This is a genomic window from Paenibacillus sp. JDR-2, from assembly GCF_000023585.1.
In the GTDB taxonomy this organism is placed as follows: domain Bacteria; phylum Bacillota; class Bacilli; order Paenibacillales; family Paenibacillaceae; genus Pristimantibacillus.
Window position 1 is genome coordinate 2,670,730 of sequence record NC_012914.1, and the last position, 22,399, is coordinate 2,693,128.

Annotated in this window: 28 protein-coding genes; 25 read left to right on the forward strand and 3 right to left on the reverse strand. The window is 51.1% G+C overall.

Annotated elements, in window-relative coordinates:
• Window positions 1-39: 39 nt before the first annotated feature.
• From PJDR2_RS11635 to PJDR2_RS11655, 5 genes are all read left to right on the forward strand, one after another.
• Entirely contained in the window at window positions 40-582 is a 543-nt protein-coding gene (locus tag PJDR2_RS11635) for a YqhR family membrane protein (RefSeq protein WP_015843885.1), read from the forward strand.
• Between the two features lie 95 nt (window positions 583-677).
• Window positions 678-1,124 (forward strand): type II 3-dehydroquinate dehydratase, encoded by a 447-nt coding sequence (gene aroQ / locus PJDR2_RS11640; RefSeq protein WP_015843886.1) that lies wholly within the window; start codon window positions 678-680, stop codon window positions 1,122-1,124.
• A gap of 14 nt (window positions 1,125-1,138) precedes the next feature.
• A complete protein-coding gene (locus PJDR2_RS11645) occupies window positions 1,139-2,212 on the forward strand; it encodes a M24 family metallopeptidase (protein WP_015843887.1) in 1,074 nt (357 codons plus the stop codon).
• A 37-nt stretch (window positions 2,213-2,249) separates the two neighbouring features.
• A complete protein-coding gene (gene efp / locus PJDR2_RS11650) occupies window positions 2,250-2,810 on the forward strand; it encodes an elongation factor P (RefSeq protein ID WP_015843888.1) in 561 nt (186 codons plus the stop codon).
• A 148-nt stretch (window positions 2,811-2,958) separates the two neighbouring features.
• Window positions 2,959-4,212 (forward strand): aspartate kinase, encoded by a 1,254-nt coding sequence (locus PJDR2_RS11655; RefSeq protein WP_015843889.1) that lies wholly within the window; start codon window positions 2,959-2,961, stop codon window positions 4,210-4,212.
• A gap of 301 nt (window positions 4,213-4,513) precedes the next feature.
• Here the strand turns inward: PJDR2_RS11655 and PJDR2_RS11660 are convergent, their stop codons facing one another.
• From PJDR2_RS11660 to PJDR2_RS11670, 3 genes are all read right to left on the reverse strand, one after another.
• Entirely contained in the window at window positions 4,514-4,972 is a 459-nt protein-coding gene (locus PJDR2_RS11660; RefSeq protein ID WP_041613418.1) for a DUF441 domain-containing protein, read from the reverse strand.
• A 69-nt stretch (window positions 4,973-5,041) separates the two neighbouring features.
• Window positions 5,042-5,764 carry a 2-phosphosulfolactate phosphatase gene (locus PJDR2_RS11665; protein WP_015843891.1) on the reverse strand — a complete coding sequence of 241 codons (723 nt, stop codon included), beginning with the start codon at window positions 5,762-5,764 and terminating at the stop codon, window positions 5,042-5,044.
• 28 nt (window positions 5,765-5,792) lie between these two features.
• Window positions 5,793-6,614 carry a phosphosulfolactate synthase gene (locus PJDR2_RS11670; protein WP_015843892.1) on the reverse strand — a complete coding sequence of 274 codons (822 nt, stop codon included), beginning with the start codon at window positions 6,612-6,614 and terminating at the stop codon, window positions 5,793-5,795.
• A 198-nt stretch (window positions 6,615-6,812) separates the two neighbouring features.
• Here PJDR2_RS11670 and PJDR2_RS11675 point away from each other — a divergent pair, with 198 nt between their 5' ends.
• The 20 genes from PJDR2_RS11675 to dxs all read left to right on the forward strand — a co-directional run bounded on the left by PJDR2_RS11675 (window position 6,813) and on the right by dxs (window position 22,394).
• A complete protein-coding gene (locus PJDR2_RS11675) occupies window positions 6,813-7,079 on the forward strand; it encodes a YqhV family protein (protein WP_015843893.1) in 267 nt (88 codons plus the stop codon).
• A gap of 96 nt (window positions 7,080-7,175) precedes the next feature.
• Window positions 7,176-8,228: a stage III sporulation protein AA gene (spoIIIAA, locus tag PJDR2_RS11680; protein WP_015843894.1), complete on the forward strand. Its 1,053-nt coding sequence runs from the start codon at window positions 7,176-7,178 to the stop codon at window positions 8,226-8,228.
• Window positions 8,225-8,743, forward strand: a complete 519-nt coding sequence (gene spoIIIAB, locus PJDR2_RS11685) for a stage III sporulation protein SpoIIIAB (RefSeq protein WP_015843895.1) — start codon at window positions 8,225-8,227, stop codon at window positions 8,741-8,743. The genes spoIIIAA and spoIIIAB overlap by 4 nt, the downstream gene beginning before the upstream one ends.
• A gap of 15 nt (window positions 8,744-8,758) precedes the next feature.
• Window positions 8,759-8,962: a stage III sporulation protein AC gene (gene spoIIIAC / locus PJDR2_RS11690; protein WP_015843896.1), complete on the forward strand. Its 204-nt coding sequence runs from the start codon at window positions 8,759-8,761 to the stop codon at window positions 8,960-8,962.
• A gap of 34 nt (window positions 8,963-8,996) precedes the next feature.
• The gene (gene spoIIIAD, locus PJDR2_RS11695; RefSeq protein WP_015843897.1) at window positions 8,997-9,392 is read left to right on the forward strand and encodes a stage III sporulation protein AD; all 396 of its coding nucleotides are present in this window, start codon (window positions 8,997-8,999) and stop codon (window positions 9,390-9,392) included.
• 4 nt (window positions 9,393-9,396) lie between these two features.
• Window positions 9,397-10,635: a stage III sporulation protein AE gene (gene spoIIIAE, locus PJDR2_RS11700; protein ID WP_015843898.1), complete on the forward strand. Its 1,239-nt coding sequence runs from the start codon at window positions 9,397-9,399 to the stop codon at window positions 10,633-10,635.
• Window positions 10,636-10,669: 34 nt separating this feature from the next.
• Window positions 10,670-11,398 (forward strand): stage III sporulation protein AF, encoded by a 729-nt coding sequence (spoIIIAF, locus tag PJDR2_RS31900; RefSeq protein ID WP_015843899.1) that lies wholly within the window; start codon window positions 10,670-10,672, stop codon window positions 11,396-11,398.
• Between the two features lie 22 nt (window positions 11,399-11,420).
• Window positions 11,421-12,053 (forward strand): stage III sporulation protein AG, encoded by a 633-nt coding sequence (gene spoIIIAG / locus PJDR2_RS11710; RefSeq protein WP_015843900.1) that lies wholly within the window; start codon window positions 11,421-11,423, stop codon window positions 12,051-12,053.
• Between the two features lie 28 nt (window positions 12,054-12,081).
• Window positions 12,082-12,711, forward strand: a complete 630-nt coding sequence (locus PJDR2_RS11715; RefSeq protein WP_015843901.1) for a SpoIIIAH-like family protein — start codon at window positions 12,082-12,084, stop codon at window positions 12,709-12,711.
• Between the two features lie 286 nt (window positions 12,712-12,997).
• Entirely contained in the window at window positions 12,998-13,495 is a 498-nt protein-coding gene (gene accB, locus PJDR2_RS11720) for an acetyl-CoA carboxylase biotin carboxyl carrier protein (RefSeq protein WP_015843902.1), read from the forward strand.
• A gap of 47 nt (window positions 13,496-13,542) precedes the next feature.
• On the forward strand, window positions 13,543-14,907 hold the full coding sequence (gene accC / locus PJDR2_RS11725) for an acetyl-CoA carboxylase biotin carboxylase subunit (RefSeq protein ID WP_015843903.1): 1,365 nt from the start codon (window positions 13,543-13,545) through the stop codon (window positions 14,905-14,907).
• Window positions 14,908-15,041: 134 nt separating this feature from the next.
• The gene (locus tag PJDR2_RS11730; protein ID WP_015843904.1) at window positions 15,042-15,449 is read left to right on the forward strand and encodes an Asp23/Gls24 family envelope stress response protein; all 408 of its coding nucleotides are present in this window, start codon (window positions 15,042-15,044) and stop codon (window positions 15,447-15,449) included.
• A gap of 102 nt (window positions 15,450-15,551) precedes the next feature.
• A complete protein-coding gene (gene amaP / locus PJDR2_RS11735) occupies window positions 15,552-16,109 on the forward strand; it encodes an alkaline shock response membrane anchor protein AmaP (RefSeq protein WP_015843905.1) in 558 nt (185 codons plus the stop codon).
• Between the two features lie 14 nt (window positions 16,110-16,123).
• Window positions 16,124-16,354 (forward strand): DUF2273 domain-containing protein, encoded by a 231-nt coding sequence (locus tag PJDR2_RS11740; RefSeq protein ID WP_015843906.1) that lies wholly within the window; start codon window positions 16,124-16,126, stop codon window positions 16,352-16,354.
• Window positions 16,355-16,475: 121 nt separating this feature from the next.
• On the forward strand, window positions 16,476-16,937 hold the full coding sequence (nusB, locus tag PJDR2_RS11745; protein ID WP_015843907.1) for a transcription antitermination factor NusB: 462 nt from the start codon (window positions 16,476-16,478) through the stop codon (window positions 16,935-16,937).
• Window positions 16,938-16,978: 41 nt separating this feature from the next.
• Complete coding sequence (folD, locus tag PJDR2_RS11750) at window positions 16,979-17,839, forward strand: bifunctional methylenetetrahydrofolate dehydrogenase/methenyltetrahydrofolate cyclohydrolase FolD (protein WP_041613420.1); 861 nt, start codon at window positions 16,979-16,981, stop codon at window positions 17,837-17,839.
• Between the two features lie 10 nt (window positions 17,840-17,849).
• Window positions 17,850-19,223: an exodeoxyribonuclease VII large subunit gene (gene xseA / locus PJDR2_RS11755; RefSeq protein ID WP_015843909.1), complete on the forward strand. Its 1,374-nt coding sequence runs from the start codon at window positions 17,850-17,852 to the stop codon at window positions 19,221-19,223.
• Window positions 19,198-19,458 (forward strand): exodeoxyribonuclease VII small subunit, encoded by a 261-nt coding sequence (xseB, locus tag PJDR2_RS11760; protein WP_041613421.1) that lies wholly within the window; start codon window positions 19,198-19,200, stop codon window positions 19,456-19,458. Before xseA ends, xseB begins: the two co-directional genes overlap by 26 nt.
• A gap of 2 nt (window positions 19,459-19,460) precedes the next feature.
• On the forward strand, window positions 19,461-20,369 hold the full coding sequence (locus PJDR2_RS11765) for a polyprenyl synthetase family protein (protein ID WP_015843911.1): 909 nt from the start codon (window positions 19,461-19,463) through the stop codon (window positions 20,367-20,369).
• A gap of 129 nt (window positions 20,370-20,498) precedes the next feature.
• Complete coding sequence (gene dxs, locus PJDR2_RS11770) at window positions 20,499-22,394, forward strand: 1-deoxy-D-xylulose-5-phosphate synthase (RefSeq protein ID WP_015843912.1); 1,896 nt, start codon at window positions 20,499-20,501, stop codon at window positions 22,392-22,394.
• The last annotated feature ends 5 nt before the right edge of the window (window positions 22,395-22,399 follow it).

Consider the following 22,399-nt stretch of genomic DNA (forward strand, 5'->3'; position numbering starts at 1 on the left):
GGAGAAGACTTGAAGCGGATAATGAATGGAGGCATACGCATGGCAGTAACAAATGAAAAAGGCGATAGCAATGGCAAGAAGGGCCATGATCATCGCAAAAGCGAGTACGGCGGTCAGCATCATACGAACCCTTGGCTGTTCAGCAGCATGATCGGGCTATTTGCGGGATTGATCTGGGGAATCCTCCGCTGGCTCTTTTACGAATTGAAATTTACGACCGAGCTGCCGGGATTGTTAGCTGACCCGTTCTTTAAGTCTTCTTATTTAAAGACAGGCTGGGGAATCGTCGTTGGCATTGCAAGCTATATCGTATTTTCCGTTCTGGCTGCTATGCTGTATAAAGTTATGCTAGGCAGGCTGAGAGGGCCGTGGCCAGGCGTATTTTATGGACTCGCATGGTGGGCAGTTGTTTTTCTGCTGCTTGGTCCAGTGCTTGGCATGTCCCGTCAGATTACGGTTGCAGGGTGGAACACGTTGTTCTCCGAGTTGTGTATTTTCCTTTTATGGGGGCTCTTTATAGGCTATTCCATCGCCTTCGAATTTACCGATGAAGCATCGCGGGAACCGATAGGCGCCCATTAAGCAGGTTGCGGCTTCTCAAGAAGCGGTCATATGTGGTAAAATGGCTAATGATCTTTGGCTAGATGCAAGACTTTCGCTGATTGGGAGGTGCGAAATTGCTTAGAATTGTTGTTTTAAACGGGCCTAACTTAAATATGCTTGGCGTACGAGAGCCAGGTGTTTACGGCACAGAGACGCTGGCCCAGATCGAAGCGAAATTGCGCGAACAAGCTTTGCAGCTCGACGTTGAGCTGGATTTTTTCCAATCCAATCACGAGGGCGCCCTTATTGACCGGATACATAGCGCATTTGGACAGGCGGATGGTATAATCATTAATCCGGGTGCATTAACGCATTACAGCTATGCGCTCAGAGACGCGTTGAGCACGGTAGCTTTGCCGGTTGTTGAGGTGCATCTGTCCAATATACATAAACGTGAATCTTTCCGTCATGTATCGGTCATTGCGCCGGTGGCGATTGGCCAAATCGCAGGCTTTGGCGGTCAAAGCTATGAGCTTGGACTTGCAGCGCTTGTTGCAAAGCTTCAAAATGGTGCAGCGTGAAAGGGGAGCTTAACATGACACTCGAAAGAGTTAACCGGCTGAGACAAGTGATGGCCGAAAACAACCTTGAAGCGATCATTATCGGAAGCGAGCATAACCGTCGTTATCTCAGCGGATTTACGGGATCATCCGGAACGGTTGTAATAACCCAGCAGGAGCAGTTCCTGTTCACGGACTTCCGTTATATGACACAGGCTCCGCAGCAGGCGTCTTCTTTCCAAGTGATTGAACATGGATCGAAAGTCATCGGGGATATCCGCGACTTGCTGGCAGGCAAAGGAATCCGCAGCGCGGCATTTGAACAGGATCAGGTCGTTTACAGCCAATTTGCAGCCTGGAGCGAAGCATTAGGCGATATCAAGCTGACACCGGTATCCGGTCTTGTTGAGAATCTGCGGATGATTAAAGACGACGCGGAGCTGCAAATTATGCAGGAAGCGGCCGATCTGGCCGATGCCACGTTCCGCCACGTGCAGAACATCCTCAGACCCGGCATGAAGGAAAGCGACATTGCGCTTGAGATGGAGATGTATATGAGGAGCCATGGGGCAACTTCTTCCTCCTTCGATACGATTGTGGCGTCCGGTGAACGTTCCGCATTGCCGCATGGCGTGGCTAGCGAGCGGGTTATTGGCAATAATGAGTTTGTAAAGCTTGATTTCGGCGCTTATTACAAAGGATACTGCTCCGACCTCACCCGCACGGTTGTTGTCGGAACGCCTACAGACAAGCACCGCGAAATCTATGACATCGTGCTGGAAGCCCAGCTTCATGCTCTCGAGAACATTCGACCGGGCATGACCGGCCATGAGGCCGACGCGCTTACCCGCGATATCATCACGAAGTACGGTTATGGCGACAAGTTTGGCCATAGCACAGGCCACGGACTCGGCATGGAGATTCACGAGTATCCGCGTCTTGCAAGAAACAGCGATACGATTTTAACCCCCGGAATGACTGTGACGGTTGAACCCGGCATCTACCTGCCAGGCTTTGGCGGAGTGCGGATCGAAGACGATATCGTCATCACGGAATCCGGTATTAAAATATTAACCTCATCCCCGAAACAATTGATTACTCTGGGCTAAGGACTATAAAAGCAGCTATTTCAGGAGGGAATTTGAAGTGACAGTTTCAGTTAACGATTTCAAAACAGGTTTGACCGTCGAAGTGGACGGCGATATTTTCTCGGTTACCGAGTTCCAGCACGTAAAACCAGGTAAAGGCGCGGCATTTGTTCGCTCCAAGCTGAGAAACCTCCGCAACGGCAACGTTGTAGAGAAAACATTCCGTGCAGGCGAAACAATCGGCCGCGCAATCATCGAGAACCGTGCAGTACAATATCTGTACAACTCCGGCGAAGAGTACACTTTCATGGATAACGAAACTTACGACCAATTCGGTCTGGACAAAAAACAACTCGAGTGGGAACTGAACTTCCTGAAAGAGAACATGACTGTTAATATTTCGAGCTACCAAGGCGAAATCATCGGTATCCAGATGCCTAACAGCGTTGACTTGAAAGTTGTTGAGACGGATGCAGCCGTTAAAGGCAATACTGCGCAAGGCGCAACTAAGAATGCTAAAGTCGAAACAGGTCTGAACGTTCAAGTTCCTCTGTTCATCAACGAAGGCGATGTGCTCCTGATTGATACTCGCGAGGGTAAATATATCTCCCGCGCATAGTAATTAGAAGACAAGCCGCCCGAATCCTCCGATTCGGACGGCTTTTTCTTTTTCGACAAATTCCGTAGGCGCATATACCCAGACGAGCCGCGGTTGTGGTATACTATTGACTTGTATGTTATATGTCAAGGTTGGGAGTGAATCAGCTTTGTCGTTGATTGTGATGAAGTTTGGCGGAAGCTCGGTAGGAACACCGGAGCGGATGCAGCGTGTTGCGAAGCGGATTGTAGACAGTCAGCTGGCGGGTAACCGCGTAGTTGTTGTCGTTTCCGCAATGGGAGATACAACGGATGATTTAATCGATCAGTCGAAGCTGCTTAACCCGAACCCGCCGGCGCGGGAGATGGATATGCTGCTTACGACGGGTGAACAAATATCGGTTGCATTATTGTCGATGACGATTCATCAGCTTGGCCATCAAGCCGTATCGCTTACTGGCTGGCAGGCTGGCATTCGGACGGAAGCAGTACACAGCAAGGCGAAGATTACGGATATTCGTCCTGATCGTTTGTTCAAAGAATTGGATGCGGGCAATGTTGTTATTGTCGCCGGCTTCCAAGGCATGTCGGAAGACGGAGACATTACAACGCTCGGACGCGGCGGTTCGGATACGACAGCCGTAGCGCTTGCCGCAGCGGTTAAAGCGGATGTGTGCGAAATTTACACGGACGTGGACGGCGTTTATTCGACGGATCCGCGTGTCGTGAAAGTCGCTCGCAAATTGAATGAAATTTCGTATGACGAAATGCTGGAGCTTGCGCATTTGGGCGCAGCCGTTCTTCACCCTCGTGCGGTGGAATACGCAAAGCATAACAATGTGAAGCTTGTCGTACGTTCCAGCTTTACGCAAAACGAAGGTACTAGTGTGAAGGAGGAAGCGATCATGGAGCAAGGTGTAGTCGTACGCGGCATCGCTTTTGACAAAAATGTAGCAAGAATCAGCATCCTCGGCGTTGAGGATGAGCCAGGCGTACTCGCTAATGTATTCGGTTCGCTGGCAAATAGCGGAATCGATGTAGACGTTATCGTGCAAAGCGGAGTGAAAAGCGGCAAAGCGGACTTCTCCTTTACGATTTCCGGCGATGACGAAGCACGTGCGGTTGATGTAATCAACGGCATTCGCGCGGAAGTTCCGTTCAGCGAAGTTACTTCCGAAGCCGGTCTGGTGAAAGTCTCGATCGTTGGCGCAGGCATGGTCAGCAACCCTGGCGTTGCCGCAACGATGTTTAAGGCGATTTCGTCGCTTGGCGTCAGCATCAAGATGGTCAGTACTTCCGAGATCAAAGTATCCTGCATTATCGCAGCTGAACCTCTGCAAGAGGTTGTTCGTTCGCTTCATACGGCTTATGGCCTTGATACAGCTGAGCAAGTATTCGTCGGCGGACCTCAAGACCGCCGTTAATAAGTAACTATTATTCATACAAAAAAGCCGTGCGCGATTCAAATCCGCACGGCTTTTTTGTCCCCACATATTAAATTGAGAATCTTTTTGAGAGGTTAATTCCAAACGGAGCAATTGAATGATTCTGTAGAAACGAAGCTTATGCTTCCGAAGTAGCTTTCTTTCAGAAAGCTTTTAAGCGGTCGCTTTTGCTCGGGGATTTCAACCTTGTTTACTTTATTCGAAGAAATCCCCGAGCAATGGCGATCGGAAGAACATTCAAATGCGCAGTTTGGCTTTTAACCCGAGAATGGAATGAGATTTATCCGCCGCTCATTAGCTTAAACAACTTGTACAAAATCGCGGTAATCCCGGCTGCCATTAGAGGACCAACCGGAATACCCCGCAAGAAAATAATGCCGAAGATGGAGCCGATGACTAACCCAACGACCATCTGCGGATCAAGCTTAAGCAAATCAAGCCCCTTGGCATTCATATAAGCGGCGACGGCCCCGCCAATCAGAGCAAGCCAGCCCGGCCAAGTATTGAAGGCGGCAATCAGTTCCTTCATCTGGACTTTGCCCGAGGCAAACGGGACAAGGACGCTAAGCGTAAGGAACAGCAAACCGAGTTCCAGCCCCCGACGCTCGATCGAAGGCAGGAACCGGCTGAGATGAAGAAGCTTGACGGCCAGAAGAACGCAAGCCGCAGTTGCTATTATTGGAGAACGCCCGATCAGACCAATAACAATCAAACCTACTAATATCAATTCTCCAGTCATCATTCGTACTCCAGTCATGAAGCGGATAAACTGCTTGCTCCATTATATGGACAGACACTGGCGAATATGTCAGCAGCACGAACAGATCAACGTATCTCCGCTTGCCTGCAGCCGGGGAACCCCCGCAAAGGTGTCGACCTGCGAGCAGAGATCGATATCCCTCCCCATACCCAGCTTGAGAAGCCGTTTGCCGGTTGCACCTTTCCGGAGCGTTTCTTTTATATCATTAGCGCGTTCTTGATAGAGTGATAGCATCGCGAGTCCGAAGTCATCGATCTCGAGCGGAGCAGAACCCAGCACTTGCATTCTGGAAAGAAGCAATCCGGCGCATAAACCATCCTCAATGGCAAATTCATCATGGCTTCCCGCACACAAAATAACAACATCCCGCCGAAGATCAACCGCTGCTTTCGCGCATGCGGAGGCATTCAACAAAGCAGCAACCAGTACATAATCCGCCCGGGTTGATTTATGAATGGCCCGGGTGCCGTTAGTTGTCGTTAAGATAACACGGCGATCCTTAATCGTATTGAGCAGTAACTCGTCAGGCGAATTTCCGAGATCGAAGCCGGCGATTTTTTTACAGAAACGTTCCCCGCATAAAAGATCGCCTTCCTGCTGTGCAGCCCGTGCCTCCATCACGGTCTCCACGGGAACAACGCCCGATGAACCGGCAGCCAGCGCTGTAATAATAGAGCTAGTAGCCCGCAGCACGTCGATAATAATAGCCGTTTTGTGGACGAATTGCGCGGAGCTGGCTTCATTCACACTTGAAATGACTTGCACCTGCATAGCAATCGCTCTTCCTTTCTGCTGTTGCTTAAATCATGTAATGAGCGGGCTCCTCCCGCATTCCGAACTCGAAAGTGTCGGAACGGAGTCCGCGGCGCATCGCTTCAAGCGCCAAGGCATCGCTAGGCGGAATGTTGCCAAGATGAACGTTTGGACCAAACTGCTGGAGCAAATAAGCCTGCTGCTGCTTCAGCGGCGCTTCCCACATCAAACAGTCCTGGCTAGTCATTTCGGCCAGAATTTGCTCAATCGTCTGCTCGCGGCAATTGCCCTTTTCATCGAATAGGCCAACGTCGATGCCGGATTCCCTGGCTTCTACCGTAATCCAGGCGGCGCCTGCCGCAAGATCATAATCGGCGGTAACCGCTAATTGCTCCGGATCAATTAGTGAACCTGCCGTTTTTTTGCCGTATTCGGTAAGAACCAGGAGCCCCCTTTGCTTACCCTCTTTTATAAGCTCTGTCCGCTGCTTTCTGCTCATTTCAATTGTGCCGTCCGAAACCTCGATCCCATTAAAGCCAAGCTCGCAGATTGAATCAAAAAACGATCCGGCCAGATGCTGCTGGACTGCTGTTTCCAATAACGTTCCGCCTGGCATGATGATAAGCCCGTTGTTTCGGGCAAGCTCGATTTTGCGCTGCAGGAACTCCGGTTCATATAGAACGGCCGTACCGAATCCAAGCTTGATCACATCCATATAGGGACCCGCCACTTCAATGAGATCGGCGAAAGCGTTTAGTCCGATTCCTTTGTCGATTACCATCGTTTTGCCTTTATGTTTTGCAGGGCTGTAATCGCGATATCCGCTTGGATCATGCAGGGTGCGGTGCCAGAAGCTTGTTTTTGTCATGGGAGTTGACTCCTAACATTTGATGATACCCGCATGAGGGCGGGGCATGGAGCAATATATGCAGCAACTGCTGGGCGTGTGCCCGAACGGGAAGCATGAACAGGAGACGAGCCTGCATAGGATGTAGGGATGGAATGTTGTTCATAGCTGTTGGAATAAGGCCTGATTCGTTAGGAACGGACAAGGAGGTGAACGGTTATGTTGAATAAAATCGTGCTCACCATGGCGTCTCTGCGGATAACCTCGGGGACAATCGAAATTTGCGCGGCGCTGCTTATGCTCCGGTTAAACCAGATCGATAAAGCGCTAGTCGTCAATTCTTCGCTCGCATTAGTAGGACCATTTATATTAATAGCCACAACAACTATCGGACTCATAGGCATGACAGACAAGCTTTCTTTCGGAAAGCTGGCGTGGGTAGCGGCGGGAGTTGTCTGTTTGCTAATAGGCATTATAAAAAAATAGCAATCTAGCAATCTGCAAGAAGTTGGACATATTTATGAGGGTCAAGCATACAAATAAGAGTACGTACGAAGGACAAACATCCGGGAGTGATGACTCATGCTGGACCGTGTCATACATCTGCTTCCGCCGGAGCTTAAGGCGGTGCTGGAGAAGCTGCCTGAATCGGCAATGGAGCATTTGGAGGAAATTCGGATCCGGGAGGGCCGGCCGCTCGAGCTTGGTATCCGGGGGCAGTCCCGTTTCGCCGCATCCGACGGTACTCTGCGTGCAGGCAGTGACGGAGCATTTAAGCCTACTGCCGATACTTGCCGGAAGCTTCTGGAGAAAATAACCAATCACTCGCTATACGCAATGGAAGAGGAGTTAAAGAGGGGATTTATAACTGTAGCAGGCGGTCACCGGATCGGACTAGCCGGCAGGACGATTCTGGACGGCGGCAGCGTCCGCGGGATCCGCGATATCGGCGGATTTAATATCCGGATCGCCAGGGAAGTAGTCGGCTCGGCCCGAAACCTGCTGCCCAAGCTGCTGGACAAGAACCGCAAGACCGTTCATTCCACTCTCATTCTCGCACCTCCTCAGCAAGGCAAAACAACAATTGTCCGCGACATCGCCCGCTCGATCAGCTATGGACATTGGGGGTTGTTCGAGAATGCGGCAGGCTGGGCCGGCCGAAAGGTTGGCATCGTAGACGAACGGTCGGAGATCGCTGCTTGCGTCCGTGGCATACCGACCTTTGACGTTGGACCGCGGACCGATATTATGGATGCCTGTCCAAAAGCGGAAGGTATGATGATGCTGCTGCGTTCCATGTCTCCCGAAGTGGTGATTGCCGACGAAATCGGCCGGCCCGAAGACGGAGAAGCAATCCGCGAAGCCAGTCATGCCGGTATTAGCGTCATTGCTACCGCCCATGCTTACGATCTTCAGGATGCAAAAGGCAGACCGGTATTGCAGCAGCTGCTCGAGGATGGCACCTTTACTTATGTTGTTGAATTGAAGCGTACGGCAGAAGGGTTTATGCACCGGGTTGTGGCTGCAGAGCTGAAAGACAAGCTGCCTGCCGCCGCCAGGGAACCTACTGCTGCAGCTTCCAAAGGCGAGCAGGGGCGGTCTTATGCCGGGATGCAAAGGGGAGATGTCCCTTGATCAAGCTGCTAGGCGCTGTACTTATCCTTTTCGCAGGCACGATGATTGGCTTTCAACAGGCTGCCAGACTGGCTGCAAGGCCACGGCAGCTTCGCCAGCTCGCGCATGCGCTGCAAAGGCTCGAGACGGAGATCGGCTATGGCCATACTCCGCTCCCCGAAGCGCTTGAAAGAACCGCGGAAGCCGTACCGGAGCCGCTTGCTGAATTGCTCCGAGATGCCGCGGACCGGGTGCAGGGGCCGGAGGGGTTAACTTTCCGGGAGAGCTGGGAGCAGGCGATGACAAGCGGATGGGGCACAACGGCGCTTCGGCAGACAGAGCAGTCAGTCATGCTGCGTCTTGGTTCAACCCTTGGCATCAGCGATAAGGAGGATCAGCTCAAGCATATCCACCTGGCGCTGCTGCAACTGAAAGCAGAGGAAGATGCAGCAAGAGATGATCAATCGCGCTATGAAAAAATGTGGAAAAGCCTAGGTGTATTGATCGCCGTGCTCGTCGTGATATTGATGGTTTAGTGGGGTGCCGCACAAATGAACATGGATGTGAGCGCTATTTTCCAAATTGCGGGTATCGGAATTATCATTGGCATGATTCATACGGTACTGAAGCAGATGGGGAAAGAGGATATGGCGCAATGGGTAACCTTGATCGGCTTTGTCGTTGTACTATTTATGGTCATTCGGCTGCTGAACGATTTGTTTCAAGAAATCAAGACGATCTTCCTGTTCCAGTGAGACGTCTAGAGAAGCCGCAAGTAGGTGAATAGAGTTGGAGATTATTCAGATCGTCGGCCTCGGGCTGATCGCCACCATTCTCATCATTGTTGTCCGGGAGCAGAAGCCGTTGTTCGCCTTTCTGCTTGCGGCTTTTACCGGGCTTTTTATCTTCATCTTTCTTATCGGTAAAATCGATTCGGTCATCAAAGTTCTTGAGGATCTGGCGAACCGCTCGGGCATACCATCCATCTACTTGAAGACGATTCTGAAAATTATCGGTATCGCCTACATTGTTGAATTTGGCGCACAGATTGTACGGGATGCCGGTCAGGAAAGCATCGCATCAAGAATTGAATTCGCCGGCAAGGTGCTTATTCTCGTCATGGCGGTTCCGATAATAAGCGTCATTGTCGAGACTGTAATCGGGCTGCTGCCGGCGGGGAGTTGAGCGGATGAACAAGCTCTATAAGTATACCGTCCGTTTGATAACGTTTGTATGCATCGCCTGGCTGGTCAGCATGCTCCTGGTATCGCCGGTTACGGCCTCCGGGAACGCTCCGGAAGGCGGAGCAGCGCAGCAGCAAAGCGACACGACGATGACGGATCAGTTGACGGAGAGCCAGTTGAAAGGCTTGGACACGGGGACAGTGGAGAACTACTGGAACCAGTTGAAGGTAGAATACGGCGGGTACTTTCCCGATGAGAAAATGCCGAGCTTCTTCGAAATGCTGAAGCCCGGCGGTGAAGGGCTTAAGCTGTCGACCGTATTCAAAGGACTGCTTGGATACTTCTTTCATGAAGTTCTTTATAACGGCAAGCTGCTTGTCACAATCGTTATGCTCACGGTATTCAGCATGGTGCTGGAAACGCTGCAGAACGCTTTCGAACGCAATGCCGTCAGCAAAGTAGCTTACTCGATAACCTACATGGTGCTTATCATCATTGCGGTTAACAGCTTCCATGTCGCGATCGGGTATGCCAAGGATGCGATCGGCACCATGATCCAGTTCATGCTTGCCATGATGCCGCTGCTTCTGACCTTGCTCGCCGCGATGGGCAATGTCCTGACCGTCTCGATTTTGCATCCGCTGATCATTTTCATGATTCATACGGTTGGAACCGTCATCTACACCATCGTATTCCCGCTGCTGTTCTTCTCGGCCGTCCTTCACATCGTTAGCGCAATGTCAGACAAGTTCAAAGTGACCCAGCTGGCGAATCTGCTTCGGAATATCGGTGTTGGGATCATGGGAGTGCTTGTCACGGTGTTTCTGGGCGTCCTCTCGGTGCAGGGGGCAAAAGGAGCGGTAACGGACGGAATTACGATGAGGACAGCCAAGTTCGTCACCGGCAACTTCGTTCCGGTGGTCGGTCGGATGTTCACGGATGCGGCGGATACGGTGATCTCGGCTTCCTTGCTTGCCAAAAACGCGATCGGCCTTGCCGGCGTTATCATTCTTCTGTTTCTCTGCGCATTCCCGGCTATCAAAATACTGACGCTTGCGCTTATCTACAATGTCTCTGCCGCAGCGATGCAGCCGCTTGGCGATTCTCCCATCGTCGCTTGCCTGCAAACGATAGGCAAAACGATGATCTACGTATTCGCCGCTCTAGCAGCCGTCAGTCTCATGTTCTTCCTGGCCGTTACCATCGTGCTCACGGCGGGCAACGCCGCTCTTATGGTCCGATGATGACATTGCAGCATACCGAAGGGAGCGAGGATTCGTGATTGCTTGGCTCAGCGATTGGCTGAAGGATATTATCGCGGTTATCATGCTGGCGGCATTCGTCGAACTGCTCCTTCCGAACAAAGCGATGCTTCGTTATGCAAGGCTGGTCATAGGTCTTCTCATTCTCCTTACGATCATGTCGCCGATCCTTCGGCTGCTGCAAGGCGATTTTAATGCCAAGCTCAAGGACGGAATCACTCAATGGGACCAACTGGAGCCGCAGCATGAGGTGAAGATGCCAAGCCTCGACGATATCCAGAAAAAAGCGGATGAGCTTAACCAGCAGCAAAATAATGATGCGGCGGTATTGATGGAGCAAACGCTGGAAGCTGCGATGAAGGATACGGTAGTCAAGCAAATGAAGCTGGCGGTCGAGGCGGTGGACGTATCCTTGAACTGGGAAAAGCAGGGGCAAAAATTAACGCCGACGATAGCTTCGGTGCTTGTGACTTTGCCGGAGGAGAAGGAAGAGCCTGCCGGAACGGCTGAGCCTGATGAGAAAGACGTCAAAGAGGTTTCCGCCATTTCGGTAGACGTGGACGTTAAGACGGAAACAGGCGGAACGGATAAGCAGCAGGCGGAAGCAGGGAAGACAGAGGCTAATAATGGCTGGGTACAGGTCAACCCTTCCGAAAGCAAGGAGATCAGGAGCCTGATAGCCGAAGGCTGGGGAATCAGTTCAGCGAACATCCAGGTGAGACAGCGGGCAGAGAATAGCGAGTGAAGGAAAAAGGAGAGGAAGCGCAGTGGCCAAATGGCTGAGTGGTCTGGAATCGATGGTGGGCGGCGGTCCGGGTGGTCCGAAGCGGGTTAAGACATTTAGGCTGCTTCTCGTTATCGGTTGTATTGGGGCGGCCCTCATGCTGCTGAACTCCTTTCTCAAATTTGACAAGGTCGATACCTTGACCCAAGGGCCGAACCCGCCTCCCCAGGATACAGCGGCATTGTCAAATTCCGTATCAGCGGATTCCTCGCCGTTCGCGGCAATCGAAGGACCGTTGGAAAACCGGCTGAAAGAGATTTTGGAGAAAATCGTTGGTGTCGGCTCGGTAGACGTGCTGGTGACGATCGATTCCACGGAAGAGATTGAGGTCGCCAGAACGGATCAGGATTCGCAGTCCATCACAGATGAGACGGACCGCAACGGAGGCAAACGGCATATTACGGCGATCAACAAAGATGGCCAGGTTGTTATAGCCGAAGTAGCGGGCGATCAAAAGCCGATCGTGACGAAGACGATTAATCCGAGCATTCGCGGTGTGCTGATCGTCGCCAAAGGCGCTGAAAATCAGACCGTGAGACGCCTTATCATAGACGCGGTGGAGAAGGGCGTAAACGTACCGGCCAACCGCATTTCCGTAGCGCCAAGCAAGCAATGATAATAAACCATTATTAGGAGGGTGTTCTATGAACACGAAAAGACAAACAATTTGGCTCGTATCGATGCTCAGTTTGATGGTCGTATTGTCCGCCTATTACCTCTTTACGCAAGATACCAAGTCGCCAGACATGCTCTCTGACGGCACGCAGCAGGAACAAAAGGCGGGAGCAACGGAAGCGTCGTCAGGCAATAACAGCCAGATTGTTGTGGATCAAGTGGATACTACAGGCAATGCTTCCGCATCGGATGACGGCAGCATCTCGGATGCCGACAAGCAGGTGCTTGACCAGCTTGAATCGCAAGGCGGAGTCGACAGCAGCGTGTTTGCCCAGGCTGAAGAGAAGCGCAGCGAGTTGAACAGCAATCAGCAGGATAAACTGATGTCCGATATCACGAACCTGCAAAACCCGGACGACAGCAAAACGGCAATGGAGCAGCTTGATCAACTGGAAGACAAAAACTCCAAATTGACAAGCATTGAGAATGAACTGATGAAGACTTTCCAACAGGCAATCGTCAACGAAGAAGGCAACGGCTACAAGGTTTTGGTAGAAAGCGATAAGCTTGATAAGAGTCAAGCCGCAAACATTATCGACCTCGTAATGAAAACATTGGGCGTAGACGCAGACCAAGTTTCCGTACAGTTTATCAAATAAAAATAGAAGAGGCCGGCAGGGTTTCAAGCCCTGGCCGGCTTCTTTTTATTTAAGCTGCTGCAGCCGAGAAAGGTATGATTTCTGCTGCTCCGAAGAATGCCGCAGCCGTTTACGCTAGGCTAAGCTAAAAAATTGATTCGTGTTCTGCCGCGTTTATGATATAATGTTAGACGTTATGTAAAGGATAACTAAGATTATCCATCGAAACTGAATAATGCTATTTCCATCTGAGAAAACGCATACGAAGCAGAAGGCTTCGGAAACTTTTAAGGAGTGAAAACTATTCATGTTCAAATTGAGCGAGATTAAGGAATTGATCAAACTGGTTGATCAGACTTCCGTTCATGAGCTGGAGATCGAAAACGAAGGAGCACGCTTATTCATTCGCAAGCCTGGCAAAACCGAAGTGGTGAATGTACAAGCTGCAGCCCCAATTACGCATACATATACGCAGGCGCCTGTATTTGCACCACAGCCGGTTCAAGAAGCTCCTGCTGCAGCTGTACAAACCAGCACGCCTGCAGCAAGACCAAACACGGACAACCTGCATCAGATTGTTTCGCCGATGGTCGGCACATTCTACAGCTCCCCGTCTCCGGACGCTGCGGTCTTCGTTAAAGAAGGCGACCGCGTAAACGAGAAGAGCGTTGTATGCATCCTTGAAGCAATGAAGCTGATGAACGAGCTCGAAGCGGAAGTTCGCGGTGAAATCGTTGAGATTCTGGTGTCGAACGGTCAACTGGTTGAATACGGTCAGCCGCTCTTCCTTGTTAAGCCGGAATAATACAAGCTCCGAATTTGGAGAAATTGTTGCCTGAGAGGAGTACAAACGTGAAATTCCAAAAAGTATTAATCGCAAACCGCGGAGAAATCGCGGTACGCATCATTCGTGCCTGCCGCGAACTCGGTATTTCTACAGTTGCCGTCTATTCCGAGGCTGACCGCGACTCCCTGCACGTACGCCTCGCTGACGAAGCGTACTGCATTGGTCCAACCGCATCCAAGGACAGCTATCTGAACCTGACAAATCTGATGAGCGTGGCTACGATCACGGGCTGCGATGCCGTGCATCCCGGTTACGGATTCCTGTCGGAGAATGCGGATTTCGCCGAAATCTGCGAATCCTGCAACATTGCGTTTATCGGTCCTTCACCTGAAGCCATCAGCAAGATGGGCGACAAGGCAGTAGCCAAGCAGACCATGAAGGAAGCGGACGTACCGGTTATTCCTGGCTCAGACGGTCTGGTTGAAAATATGGATGAGGCTGTCCGCGTTGCAAGCAGCATCGGTTATCCGGTTATCATTAAGGCTACAGCCGGCGGCGGAGGCAAAGGGATCCGTATTGCTGAGGACGAGGAATCGCTTGTTCAGCAAATCACAACAGCCCAACAGGAAGCACTGAAGAATTTCGGCAACGCCGGGGTATACCTCGAGAAATACCTGACGGGCATGAAGCACGTCGAAATTCAAATTATGGCCGACAAGCACGGCAATGCCGTTCACCTGTTCGAACGCGACTGCTCCGTGCAGCGCCGCCGTCAGAAGCTGGTTGAAGAAGCTCCGTGTCCGGTTCTGACACCGGCTATGCGCGACCGGATGGGACGCGCTGCCGTACGTGCAGCCCTCGCCGTGCAATATGCAGGTGCCGGAACGCTCGAATTCCTGCTAGGTCCGGACGGCAACTTCTACTTCATGGAGATGAACACTCGTATTCAGGTTGAACATCCGGTAACCGAGATGATCACAAATGTCGACCTGATCAAAGAGATGATCTCCGTAGCCGAAGGCAACCCGCTGTCGTTCAAGCAAGAGGATCTTCAAATTAACGGCTGGGCAATTGAATGCCGTATTAACGCGGAAGATTCGGAGCGCAACTTTATGCCGTCACCTGGTCTGATTCCGTTCTACCTGCCGCCAGGCGGCACGGGCGTACGGGTGGACAGCGCGGTGTATCCGGGCTACACGATCTCCCCGCATTATGATTCGATGATTGCGAAGCTGATTGTTTGGGGCAGGACGAGGGATGAAGCGATTGCGCGGATGAAGCGCGCTCTTTCCGAGTTTGCGATCGACGGAATCAAGACGACGATTCCGTTCCACCAGAAGCTTCTGAATCACCCGGTCTTTGTGAAGGGTAATTTTGATATTAAATTCCTTGAGGAATATGACGTTAACCAGCCAGAATTAGCGGAATAGTACAATCTGCACCTGGTTTGTCATATTTCACGTCGAATGTTATAGTATAGAAATAAGGTGCGAAGGTAACACTCCGGTATTTACCTCCAAGTAAATACCCGGAGCGCGCAACTTTAAGGAGGTGTACAACCATCATGAGTACGATTGCTGCAGATTATGAGAGAACGGACATTGGCACGATTCAAATTGCCCCTGAAGTCATTGAAGTTATTGCGGGACTGGCTGCTGTCGAAGTGAAAGGCGTAGCGGGAATGAGCGGAGGTTTTGCAGGCGGTATTGCCGAACTGCTTGGCCGCAAAAATTTGTCCAAGGGTGTAAAAGTTGAAGTTGGCCAGCGGGAAGCCGCGGTCGATGTGTCGATTATCGTGGAGTACGGCAACCGGATTCCGGAGATCGCCTCGGAGATTCAACTCAATGTAAAGCGCTCTATTGAAATGATGACGGGATTGAACGTTATTGAAGTGAACGTACATATTCACGATGTCCATTTCAAGGCAGAGAGCAAGCCGGAAGAAGAAGATTCGAATTTCCGCGTGAAATAACATATACACGCAAATGAATTGAATTAATATAACCCCCTCGTGATGGTTATGCCGCTTCGCGCCAGGGGGTTTTCATTCGCTCAAATGCGAGGAGGCGTTACGTTGATCAGAATTATAGACAAGCTGTTCTTGTTTATTTACAGTATAGTCATCGGCGTTATATCCGTCTTTATTGCCTGTATCGGGTTTGAGTGGATACGGGAAGACGATTTGAATGATATGGTCAGTGAGCTTTATGGTACGAACTCATTCCTGATAACAACCATTGTAGTTGGTCTGGTTCTGCTCGTACTCAGCTTGCGCTTCTTTATTGTATCGCTGAAACGTTCTTCCTCTTCGGCGCCGTCGATCGACCAGCGTACCGATTTTGGCGATATTCGCATCTCGATTGAGACGATTGAGAATCTGGCCCTTAAGGCTGCCGGGAAGCAACGCGGCGTAAAGGATCTGAAAGCGCGGATTCAAGCTTCCGATTCGGGTCTCAACATTATTTTGCGTGCGGTAGTAGACGGGGAGAACTCGATTCCTAGTCTTACGGAGGAAATCCAGAAGGCTGTAAAGGATCATGTCGAGGAAATCGCCGGCATTCCGGTGACGAACGTAGCCGTCTATATTGCTAACGTCATTCAATCCGCACCGAATAAAAGTCGCGTCGAGTAAAGGGGAGAATGCCGATGTGGAGGGAGTACTGGGCAGTCTATGGGAAACGGACGGTCGGCGCTGCCGCTGGTCTGTTTTTTGGGTTTGTGTACTTGTTTGCCGGTTTTTGGGACATGCTGTTTTTCATACTGCTCGTCTCGGTTGGTTATTGGATTGGCAAACAAAAGGACTTGCAAAACGGTTCTATCCTGCCTTGGCAGAGGCTTTGGTCATGGCTCATGGAAAGGTATCGGCCGTTTAGATAATCCTGTGGTCTCCTCCGTACGCCGGAAGATGGATTGCCGCCAGTTCCGGGCAGGGAGGAGATCATAGGTTTTTTTATAAAAATAATAGTAGATCGGCAGAGAAGCTGCCGAGGAGGAATTCATGAAACGTAGATTAGCACGCGAGATTGCAGTATCAAGCTTGTATCAATTGGAAATGAACGAAGTAACCCCCATGGAAGCAGTGGACATGCTTATGGAGGAAGCGCGTTCCGAGAACGAGATCGAAGCGGAGTTCGTAGAGAATGATCAGACGGATAACTATGTCCGTGAGCTGGTTAACGGTGTAGCGGAAAACAAAGCGGCGATCGACGAGAGGCTTCAGCACTATTTGACAGGCTGGCAGGTTGACCGTTTGTCCCGTGTTGACCGTCAAATTTTGCGGCTTGCCTACTTTGAAATTGCATACCGCAACGATGTTCCGCCCAAAGCCGCAATTAACGAAGCGATTGAACTGGCCAAGCATTTCGGCACGGAGGAATCCGGCAAATTCGTAAACGGCGTTCTGGGCAAGTTGCTTAAAGAACGCGAAGGCGAGACAGCAAATTCGGAATCGACTAATTAGATGAGCGGCCTAGCGGCCGTGTACATAGGGGAGAGATGATGATGAGCGCACAAATTATTGCAGGGAAAAAGATTTCTGATATGATCCGGGAAGAAATTCAGAAGGAAACGGCTGATCTGAGAGAAAAAGGCGTTGTACCTGGCCTTGCGGTTGTTCTCGTAGGTGAGGATCCAGCTTCGAAGGTCTATGTCGGCTCGAAAGAGAAAGCATGTCAGCAGCTTGGTTTCTATTCCGAGGTTCACCGCTTGGAAGAGTCTGCTTCGGAAGAGCAATTGCTTGCGCTTATTGATCAATTGAATAACGATGACAAAATCAACGGTATTCTCGTACAGCTTCCGTTGCCTAAACATATCAATGAAAAAGCGGTTATTGACGCCATTCGCGTCGACAAGGACGTGGACGGTTTCCATCCTGAAAGCGTCGGCAATCTGGTTATTGGCGATGACAGCCTGCTTCCATGTACGCCTGCCGGCTGTATCGAGCTGATCAAACGCAGCGGCGTGGATATTTCGGGCAAACACGCTGTCGTTATCGGCCGCAGCAACATTGTGGGCAAACCGGTTGCCATGCTTCTTCTCCGCGAAAACGCAACTGTAACGATCTGTCATTCCCGCACAGCCAACATGGAGGAAATCGCTAAGCAGGCAGACATCCTCGTTGTAGCCATCGGTAAAGCGAAAGCGATTGACAGCAAATATGTTAAGCCGGGTGCGGTTGTCATCGATGTAGGCATTAATCGCCTGCCTGACGGCAAGCTTTGCGGCGACGTGGACTATGATGACTGTCTGGAAACGGCAGGCTTTATTACTCCGGTTCCGGGGGGCGTTGGCCCTATGACGATTACTATGCTTATGAACAATACGATTACCGCTGCGAAACGAGCGCACAAAATCGGGGAGTGATTGATGTCATATGGCAGATCAACCTCGCATTTATTCGATAAAGGATATTAACCGGTACATCCGGATGAAGCTCGAGTCGGATGTCTTGCTCAGCGATGTATGGCTGAGGGGCGAGATTTCCAATTTTACTCACCACTCCAGCGGCCATATGTATTTTACGCTCAAGGATAAGGACAGCCGGCTAAAATGCATTATGTTTGCTTCACATAATCAACGGCTGCCGTTTATTCCGCGTGAAGGCACTAAAGTCATGGCCCGCGGGAATGTATCGGTCTATGAGCGTGACGGCAACTACCAGTTCTATGTGACGGCTATGCAGCCGGACGGAATTGGCAGCTTGTATCTTGCTTACGAACAGCTGAAATCAAAGCTGGAGACAGAAGGGTTGTTTGCCGAATCGCGCAAACGGCCCATTCCGCGTTTTCCCAGAGCTATAGGCGTAATTACTTCTCCTACCGGCGCGGCGGTCCGGGATATTATCACTACGTTGCAGCGCAGGCATCCTTCCATTCCTATTTATGTGTTTCCTGTGCTGGTCCAAGGGACGCAGGCGGCACCTTCTATTGTAAAAGCGATTGAATCGATGAACCGTTTTGGCGAAGTCGACGTATTAATTGTAGGCAGGGGCGGAGGTTCTTTGGAAGAACTTTGGGCATTTAACGAAGAACCTGTCGCAAGAAGCATTGCCGCATCGCAAATTCCGGTCATTAGCGCGGTTGGCCACGAGACGGATTTTACGATTGCGGATTTTGTCGCCGATCTTCGGGCGGCAACGCCAACTGCGGCCGCAGAGCTTGCAGTGCCGCATATAGCGGAGCTGCAGCAGCAGCTGGCAAGACAACGGCAACGGTTAGAGCAATCGCTCCGGATGATGGTGCAAGGCCGGAAAGAGCAGCTCCAGCGCGTCAGACGGTCGCCGTTTTTCGTGCATCCGCGCAAATATTTGCTGGATCAGGCACAGCGTCTGGACCGCCTGCAGGAACGTCTGCAGCATCGGACTCTCCGTTTAACCGAACGCGGGAAAGCAAAGCTTGAAAGACTTCAAAGCCAATTAGCCGGACATCATCCGGGAGAGCAGGCTGCTTTTGCGGCTAAGCGTCTGCAAGGTGATGTAAAGCGGCTTGAGCAGGCGATGGTATCCTCTCTTAAAGAGCGGCGTTTGCAGCTCCAAAGCGCAATTAGGCAGCTGGATGCGCTTAGTCCTCTCAAAGTAATGGCCAGAGGCTACAGCCTGGTCTACGACGAACAGGAGAAGCGACTGATTAAATCCATTGCAGATGTTCAGCCGGGTGATCTTGTAAGGGTGAAGGTAGCCGACGGACAGCTAGATTGTCATGTCTGGTCAATGAAAGGAGAAGATGGCGTTGAAAGCAGCGGCGAATAGTGAACTTAGTTTTGAGGAAGCAATGGAACAGCTGGAGAAAATCGTCGAACGGCTTGAAAGCGGCGACGTACCGCTCGAAACGGCAATTGATCTGTTCCAGGAAGGCATGAAGCTGTCGCAGCTGTGCGGCGGCAAGCTGGAGCAGGTTGAGCGCAAGATTGAAGTGCTGATTGAAACAGAGCAAGGTTTTCAGAAGAAGGCATTCGCTCCAATGAACGAGGAAAAAGGGGAATAACGTTGATTACAGATATCAAGACCTACTTGCATGAATGTGCTGCGCTTGTTGAAAAGTCGCTTCCCGAAGCGCTGCCCGCCGAATGGAATATCCCGCCGCAGCTCAGGGAATCCATGCTGTATTCCCTGCAGGCTGGAGGAAAACGGTTACGTCCGGCACTCGTTCTGGCTGCCGCAGAAGCCGTTCACGGCCAGGCAGCGGCTGCCCGCCACGCGCTTCCGGTTGCATGCGCAATTGAATATATTCACACCTATTCGTTGGTCCATGACGACCTGCCGGCCATGGACAATGATGATTACCGCCGCGGGAAACTGACGAATCATAAGGTATTCGGAGAAGCGATGGCGATTCTGGCGGGGGATGCCCTGCTGACGCACGCGTTTCACCTTATTCCGAAAGTAGCGCGCCTTGGCGGAATCAGCGCCGAAGTAGCTCTTGATATCGTGGAAGACCTTGCCATGCTTGCGGGAGCAAGAGGCATGGTTGGCGGTCAGGCGGCCGATATGCAGGGAGAGCAGGGAATCACCTCGATTGAGGAGCTTGAATATATTCATCTTCACAAGACGAGCGATTTGATCGTTTTCTCGGTAACGGCTGGCGGCCGCATCGGCGGCGCATCTGCGGAGCAGCTTGAAGCGCTGCGCCATTACGGGCGCAATATCGGTCTTGCCTTCCAGATTCAAGACGACATACTTGATCTGATCGGCGACGAGAAAAAGCTTGGCAAAAAAACAAACAGCGATGTTGAACAGCAAAAGGTGACGTACCCTTATCTAATTGGGATTGATGAGAGCAAAGCGCAAGTCAAACGATTAACTCGTGAAGCGAAGGCTGCCATTCTTGAAGCACAGCTGGATGCGCCGGATAAATTGCTGCTTATTGCCGATTACCTCGTCCAACGAGACTATTGATTAGGATTGTGCAACTGGGTACATTGGGAAATTATCAGCGATTGTGCTATAATGATTGAAATATTTTGACGTTTATTGTGGAATAAGACCTGGCTCTAAATGTCGTATTCCAGAAAGCGAGGAAGTAACGTGCTGCTTGATCAAATTAACGGACCTCAAGACCTGAAAGATTTATCAATGGGAGAGCTGGAGCAGTTAGCCGAGGAAATTCGCCAGTTTCTTATTGAGAAGCTTTCCGTTACAGGTGGTCATCTCGCACCTAACCTGGGGGTTGTGGAGCTAACTCTCGTCCTCCATTATCTGTTTGACAGTCCGAAGGATAAGTTTCTTTTTGACGTAGGTCATCAATCGTATGTTCACAAAGTTTTGACCGGACGTAAAGACCGGTTTGATACATTGCGTAAATATAAAGGGCTGTGCGGCTTTGTTAAACGCGCGGAAAGCGAACATGACGTTTGGGAAGCCGGCCACAGCAGTACATCTCTGTCGGCTGCGATGGGCATGGCTGTGGCCCGTGATCTCAAGGGCGAGAATAACCGAGTAGTTGCTGTCATCGGCGACGGTGCCCTTACGGGCGGTATGGCACTTGAAGCGTTGAACCATATCGGCGATGAGAAGAGAAAGCTGATTGTCGTTCTGAATGACAACGAAATGTCGATTGCGCCAAACGTTGGTGCCATGCATCATTATTTGAGCAAAATCCGTACCGACCGCCATTACCAAAAAGCGAAGGATGAGCTTCAGCATTTGCTGAACAAAATTCCGGCCATCGGCGGCAAACTGGCGAAGACAGCCGAGCGTTTCAAGGACAGCTTGAAATATTTGCTTGTCAGCGGTATTTTGTTTGAACAGTTCGGCTTTACGTATCTTGGACCGGTAGACGGCCATGACATGGATCAGATGATTGAGCTTTTCAAGCAGGCTGATTCCATTCCTGGACCGGTTCTCGTACACGTTATTACGGTGAAGGGTAAAGGCTATTCGCCAGCGGAAGCGGATTCCTTCAAGTGGCATGGCATTACCCCGTATAAGATCGAGTCCGGTCAAGTCGTAAAAGCGGTTGGTCCGCCAATGTATACGGATGTATTCGGCAATGCCCTTATCGAGCTGGCTGAGAAGGATAAGCGGATTGTTGCCGTAACTCCCGCGATGCCGGGCGGATCCGGCTTGCTGAAGTTCGCTGAACGGTTCCCGAACCGCATGATCGACGTTGGTATTGCCGAACAGCATGCCGCCACGATGTCAGCGGCCCTCGCAATGGAAGGCATGAAGCCTGTATTCGCGGTTTACTCGACCTTCCTGCAGAGAGCCTATGATCAGGTCGTGCATGATATTTGCCGTCAGAACGCCAACGTGGTGTTTGCGATTGACCGCGCAGGCTTTGTAGGTCCGGACGGCGAGACGCATCAAGGCGTATATGACATTGCGTTCCTGCGCCATGTGCCAAACCTTGTCATTATGATGCCGAAGGACGAGAATGAACTTCGTCGCATGATGAAGACGGCTATTGATTATAATGAAGGACCAATTGCTGTCCGTTACCCGCGGATTAACGGCCTCGGCGTAAAGATGGACGAAGAGATGCGGCCGCTTGCGATCGGGAAATGGGAAACGCTTCGCGAAGGCGATTCCGCCGTTATCCTGGCGATGGGACCTATGATTCAAGTGGCTGAAGAAGCCGCGGATCTTCTGAAAAGAGACGGTCTCAATGTTCAAATCGTCAATGCGAGATTCATTAAGCCTCTTGATGAAGAGATGCTGCTGTCGTTTGCTTCGGAAGGCAAGCATATTCTTGTCATTGAAGAAAGCTCTGAGCTAGGCGGGTTCGGCAGTTCCGTAATGGAGTTCTACTCACTCCGTGGAATTTACGGCATGCCGATCCGGATTATGGGCGTTCCTGATATTTTCGTGGAGCATGGTTCCATTAAGGAGCAGCGCGTGGAAGTTGGCCTGACGGGAGAACGGGCGGCGATGGAGATTAAAAACCTGCTGCCAAGCCTCCAAAAACGCGCAACCGGACAGTAACGAAG

Bases quoted from the DNA above. Each gene is read 5' to 3' on its own strand.
- PJDR2_RS11635 (WP_015843885.1), top strand. From the start codon at position 40: ATGGCAGTAACAAATGAAAAAGGCGATAGCAATGGCAAGAAGGGCCAT.
- PJDR2_RS11645 (WP_015843887.1), top strand. From the start codon at position 1,139: ATGACACTCGAAAGAGTTAACCGGCTGAGACAAGTGATGGCCGAAAAC.
- PJDR2_RS11660 (WP_041613418.1), bottom strand. From the start codon at position 4,972: ATGACTGGAGAATTGATATTAGTAGGTTTGATTGTTATTGGTCTGATC.
- PJDR2_RS11665 (WP_015843891.1), bottom strand. From the start codon at position 5,764: ATGCAGGTGCAAGTCATTTCAAGTGTGAATGAAGCCAGCTCCGCGCAA.
- PJDR2_RS11670 (WP_015843892.1), bottom strand. From the start codon at position 6,614: ATGACAAAAACAAGCTTCTGGCACCGCACCCTGCATGATCCAAGCGGA.
- PJDR2_RS11675 (WP_015843893.1), top strand. From the start codon at position 6,813: ATGTTGAATAAAATCGTGCTCACCATGGCGTCTCTGCGGATAACCTCG.
- spoIIIAA (WP_015843894.1), top strand. From the start codon at position 7,176: ATGCTGGACCGTGTCATACATCTGCTTCCGCCGGAGCTTAAGGCGGTG.
- spoIIIAC (WP_015843896.1), top strand. From the start codon at position 8,759: ATGAACATGGATGTGAGCGCTATTTTCCAAATTGCGGGTATCGGAATT.
- spoIIIAE (WP_015843898.1), top strand. From the start codon at position 9,397: ATGAACAAGCTCTATAAGTATACCGTCCGTTTGATAACGTTTGTATGC.
- PJDR2_RS11715 (WP_015843901.1), top strand. From the start codon at position 12,082: ATGAACACGAAAAGACAAACAATTTGGCTCGTATCGATGCTCAGTTTG.
- accB (WP_015843902.1), top strand. From the start codon at position 12,998: ATGTTCAAATTGAGCGAGATTAAGGAATTGATCAAACTGGTTGATCAG.
- PJDR2_RS11730 (WP_015843904.1), top strand. From the start codon at position 15,042: ATGAGTACGATTGCTGCAGATTATGAGAGAACGGACATTGGCACGATT.
- PJDR2_RS11740 (WP_015843906.1), top strand. From the start codon at position 16,124: ATGTGGAGGGAGTACTGGGCAGTCTATGGGAAACGGACGGTCGGCGCT.
- nusB (WP_015843907.1), top strand. From the start codon at position 16,476: ATGAAACGTAGATTAGCACGCGAGATTGCAGTATCAAGCTTGTATCAA.
- folD (WP_041613420.1), top strand. From the start codon at position 16,979: ATGAGCGCACAAATTATTGCAGGGAAAAAGATTTCTGATATGATCCGG.
- xseA (WP_015843909.1), top strand. From the start codon at position 17,850: ATGGCAGATCAACCTCGCATTTATTCGATAAAGGATATTAACCGGTAC.
- xseB (WP_041613421.1), top strand. From the start codon at position 19,198: ATGGCGTTGAAAGCAGCGGCGAATAGTGAACTTAGTTTTGAGGAAGCA.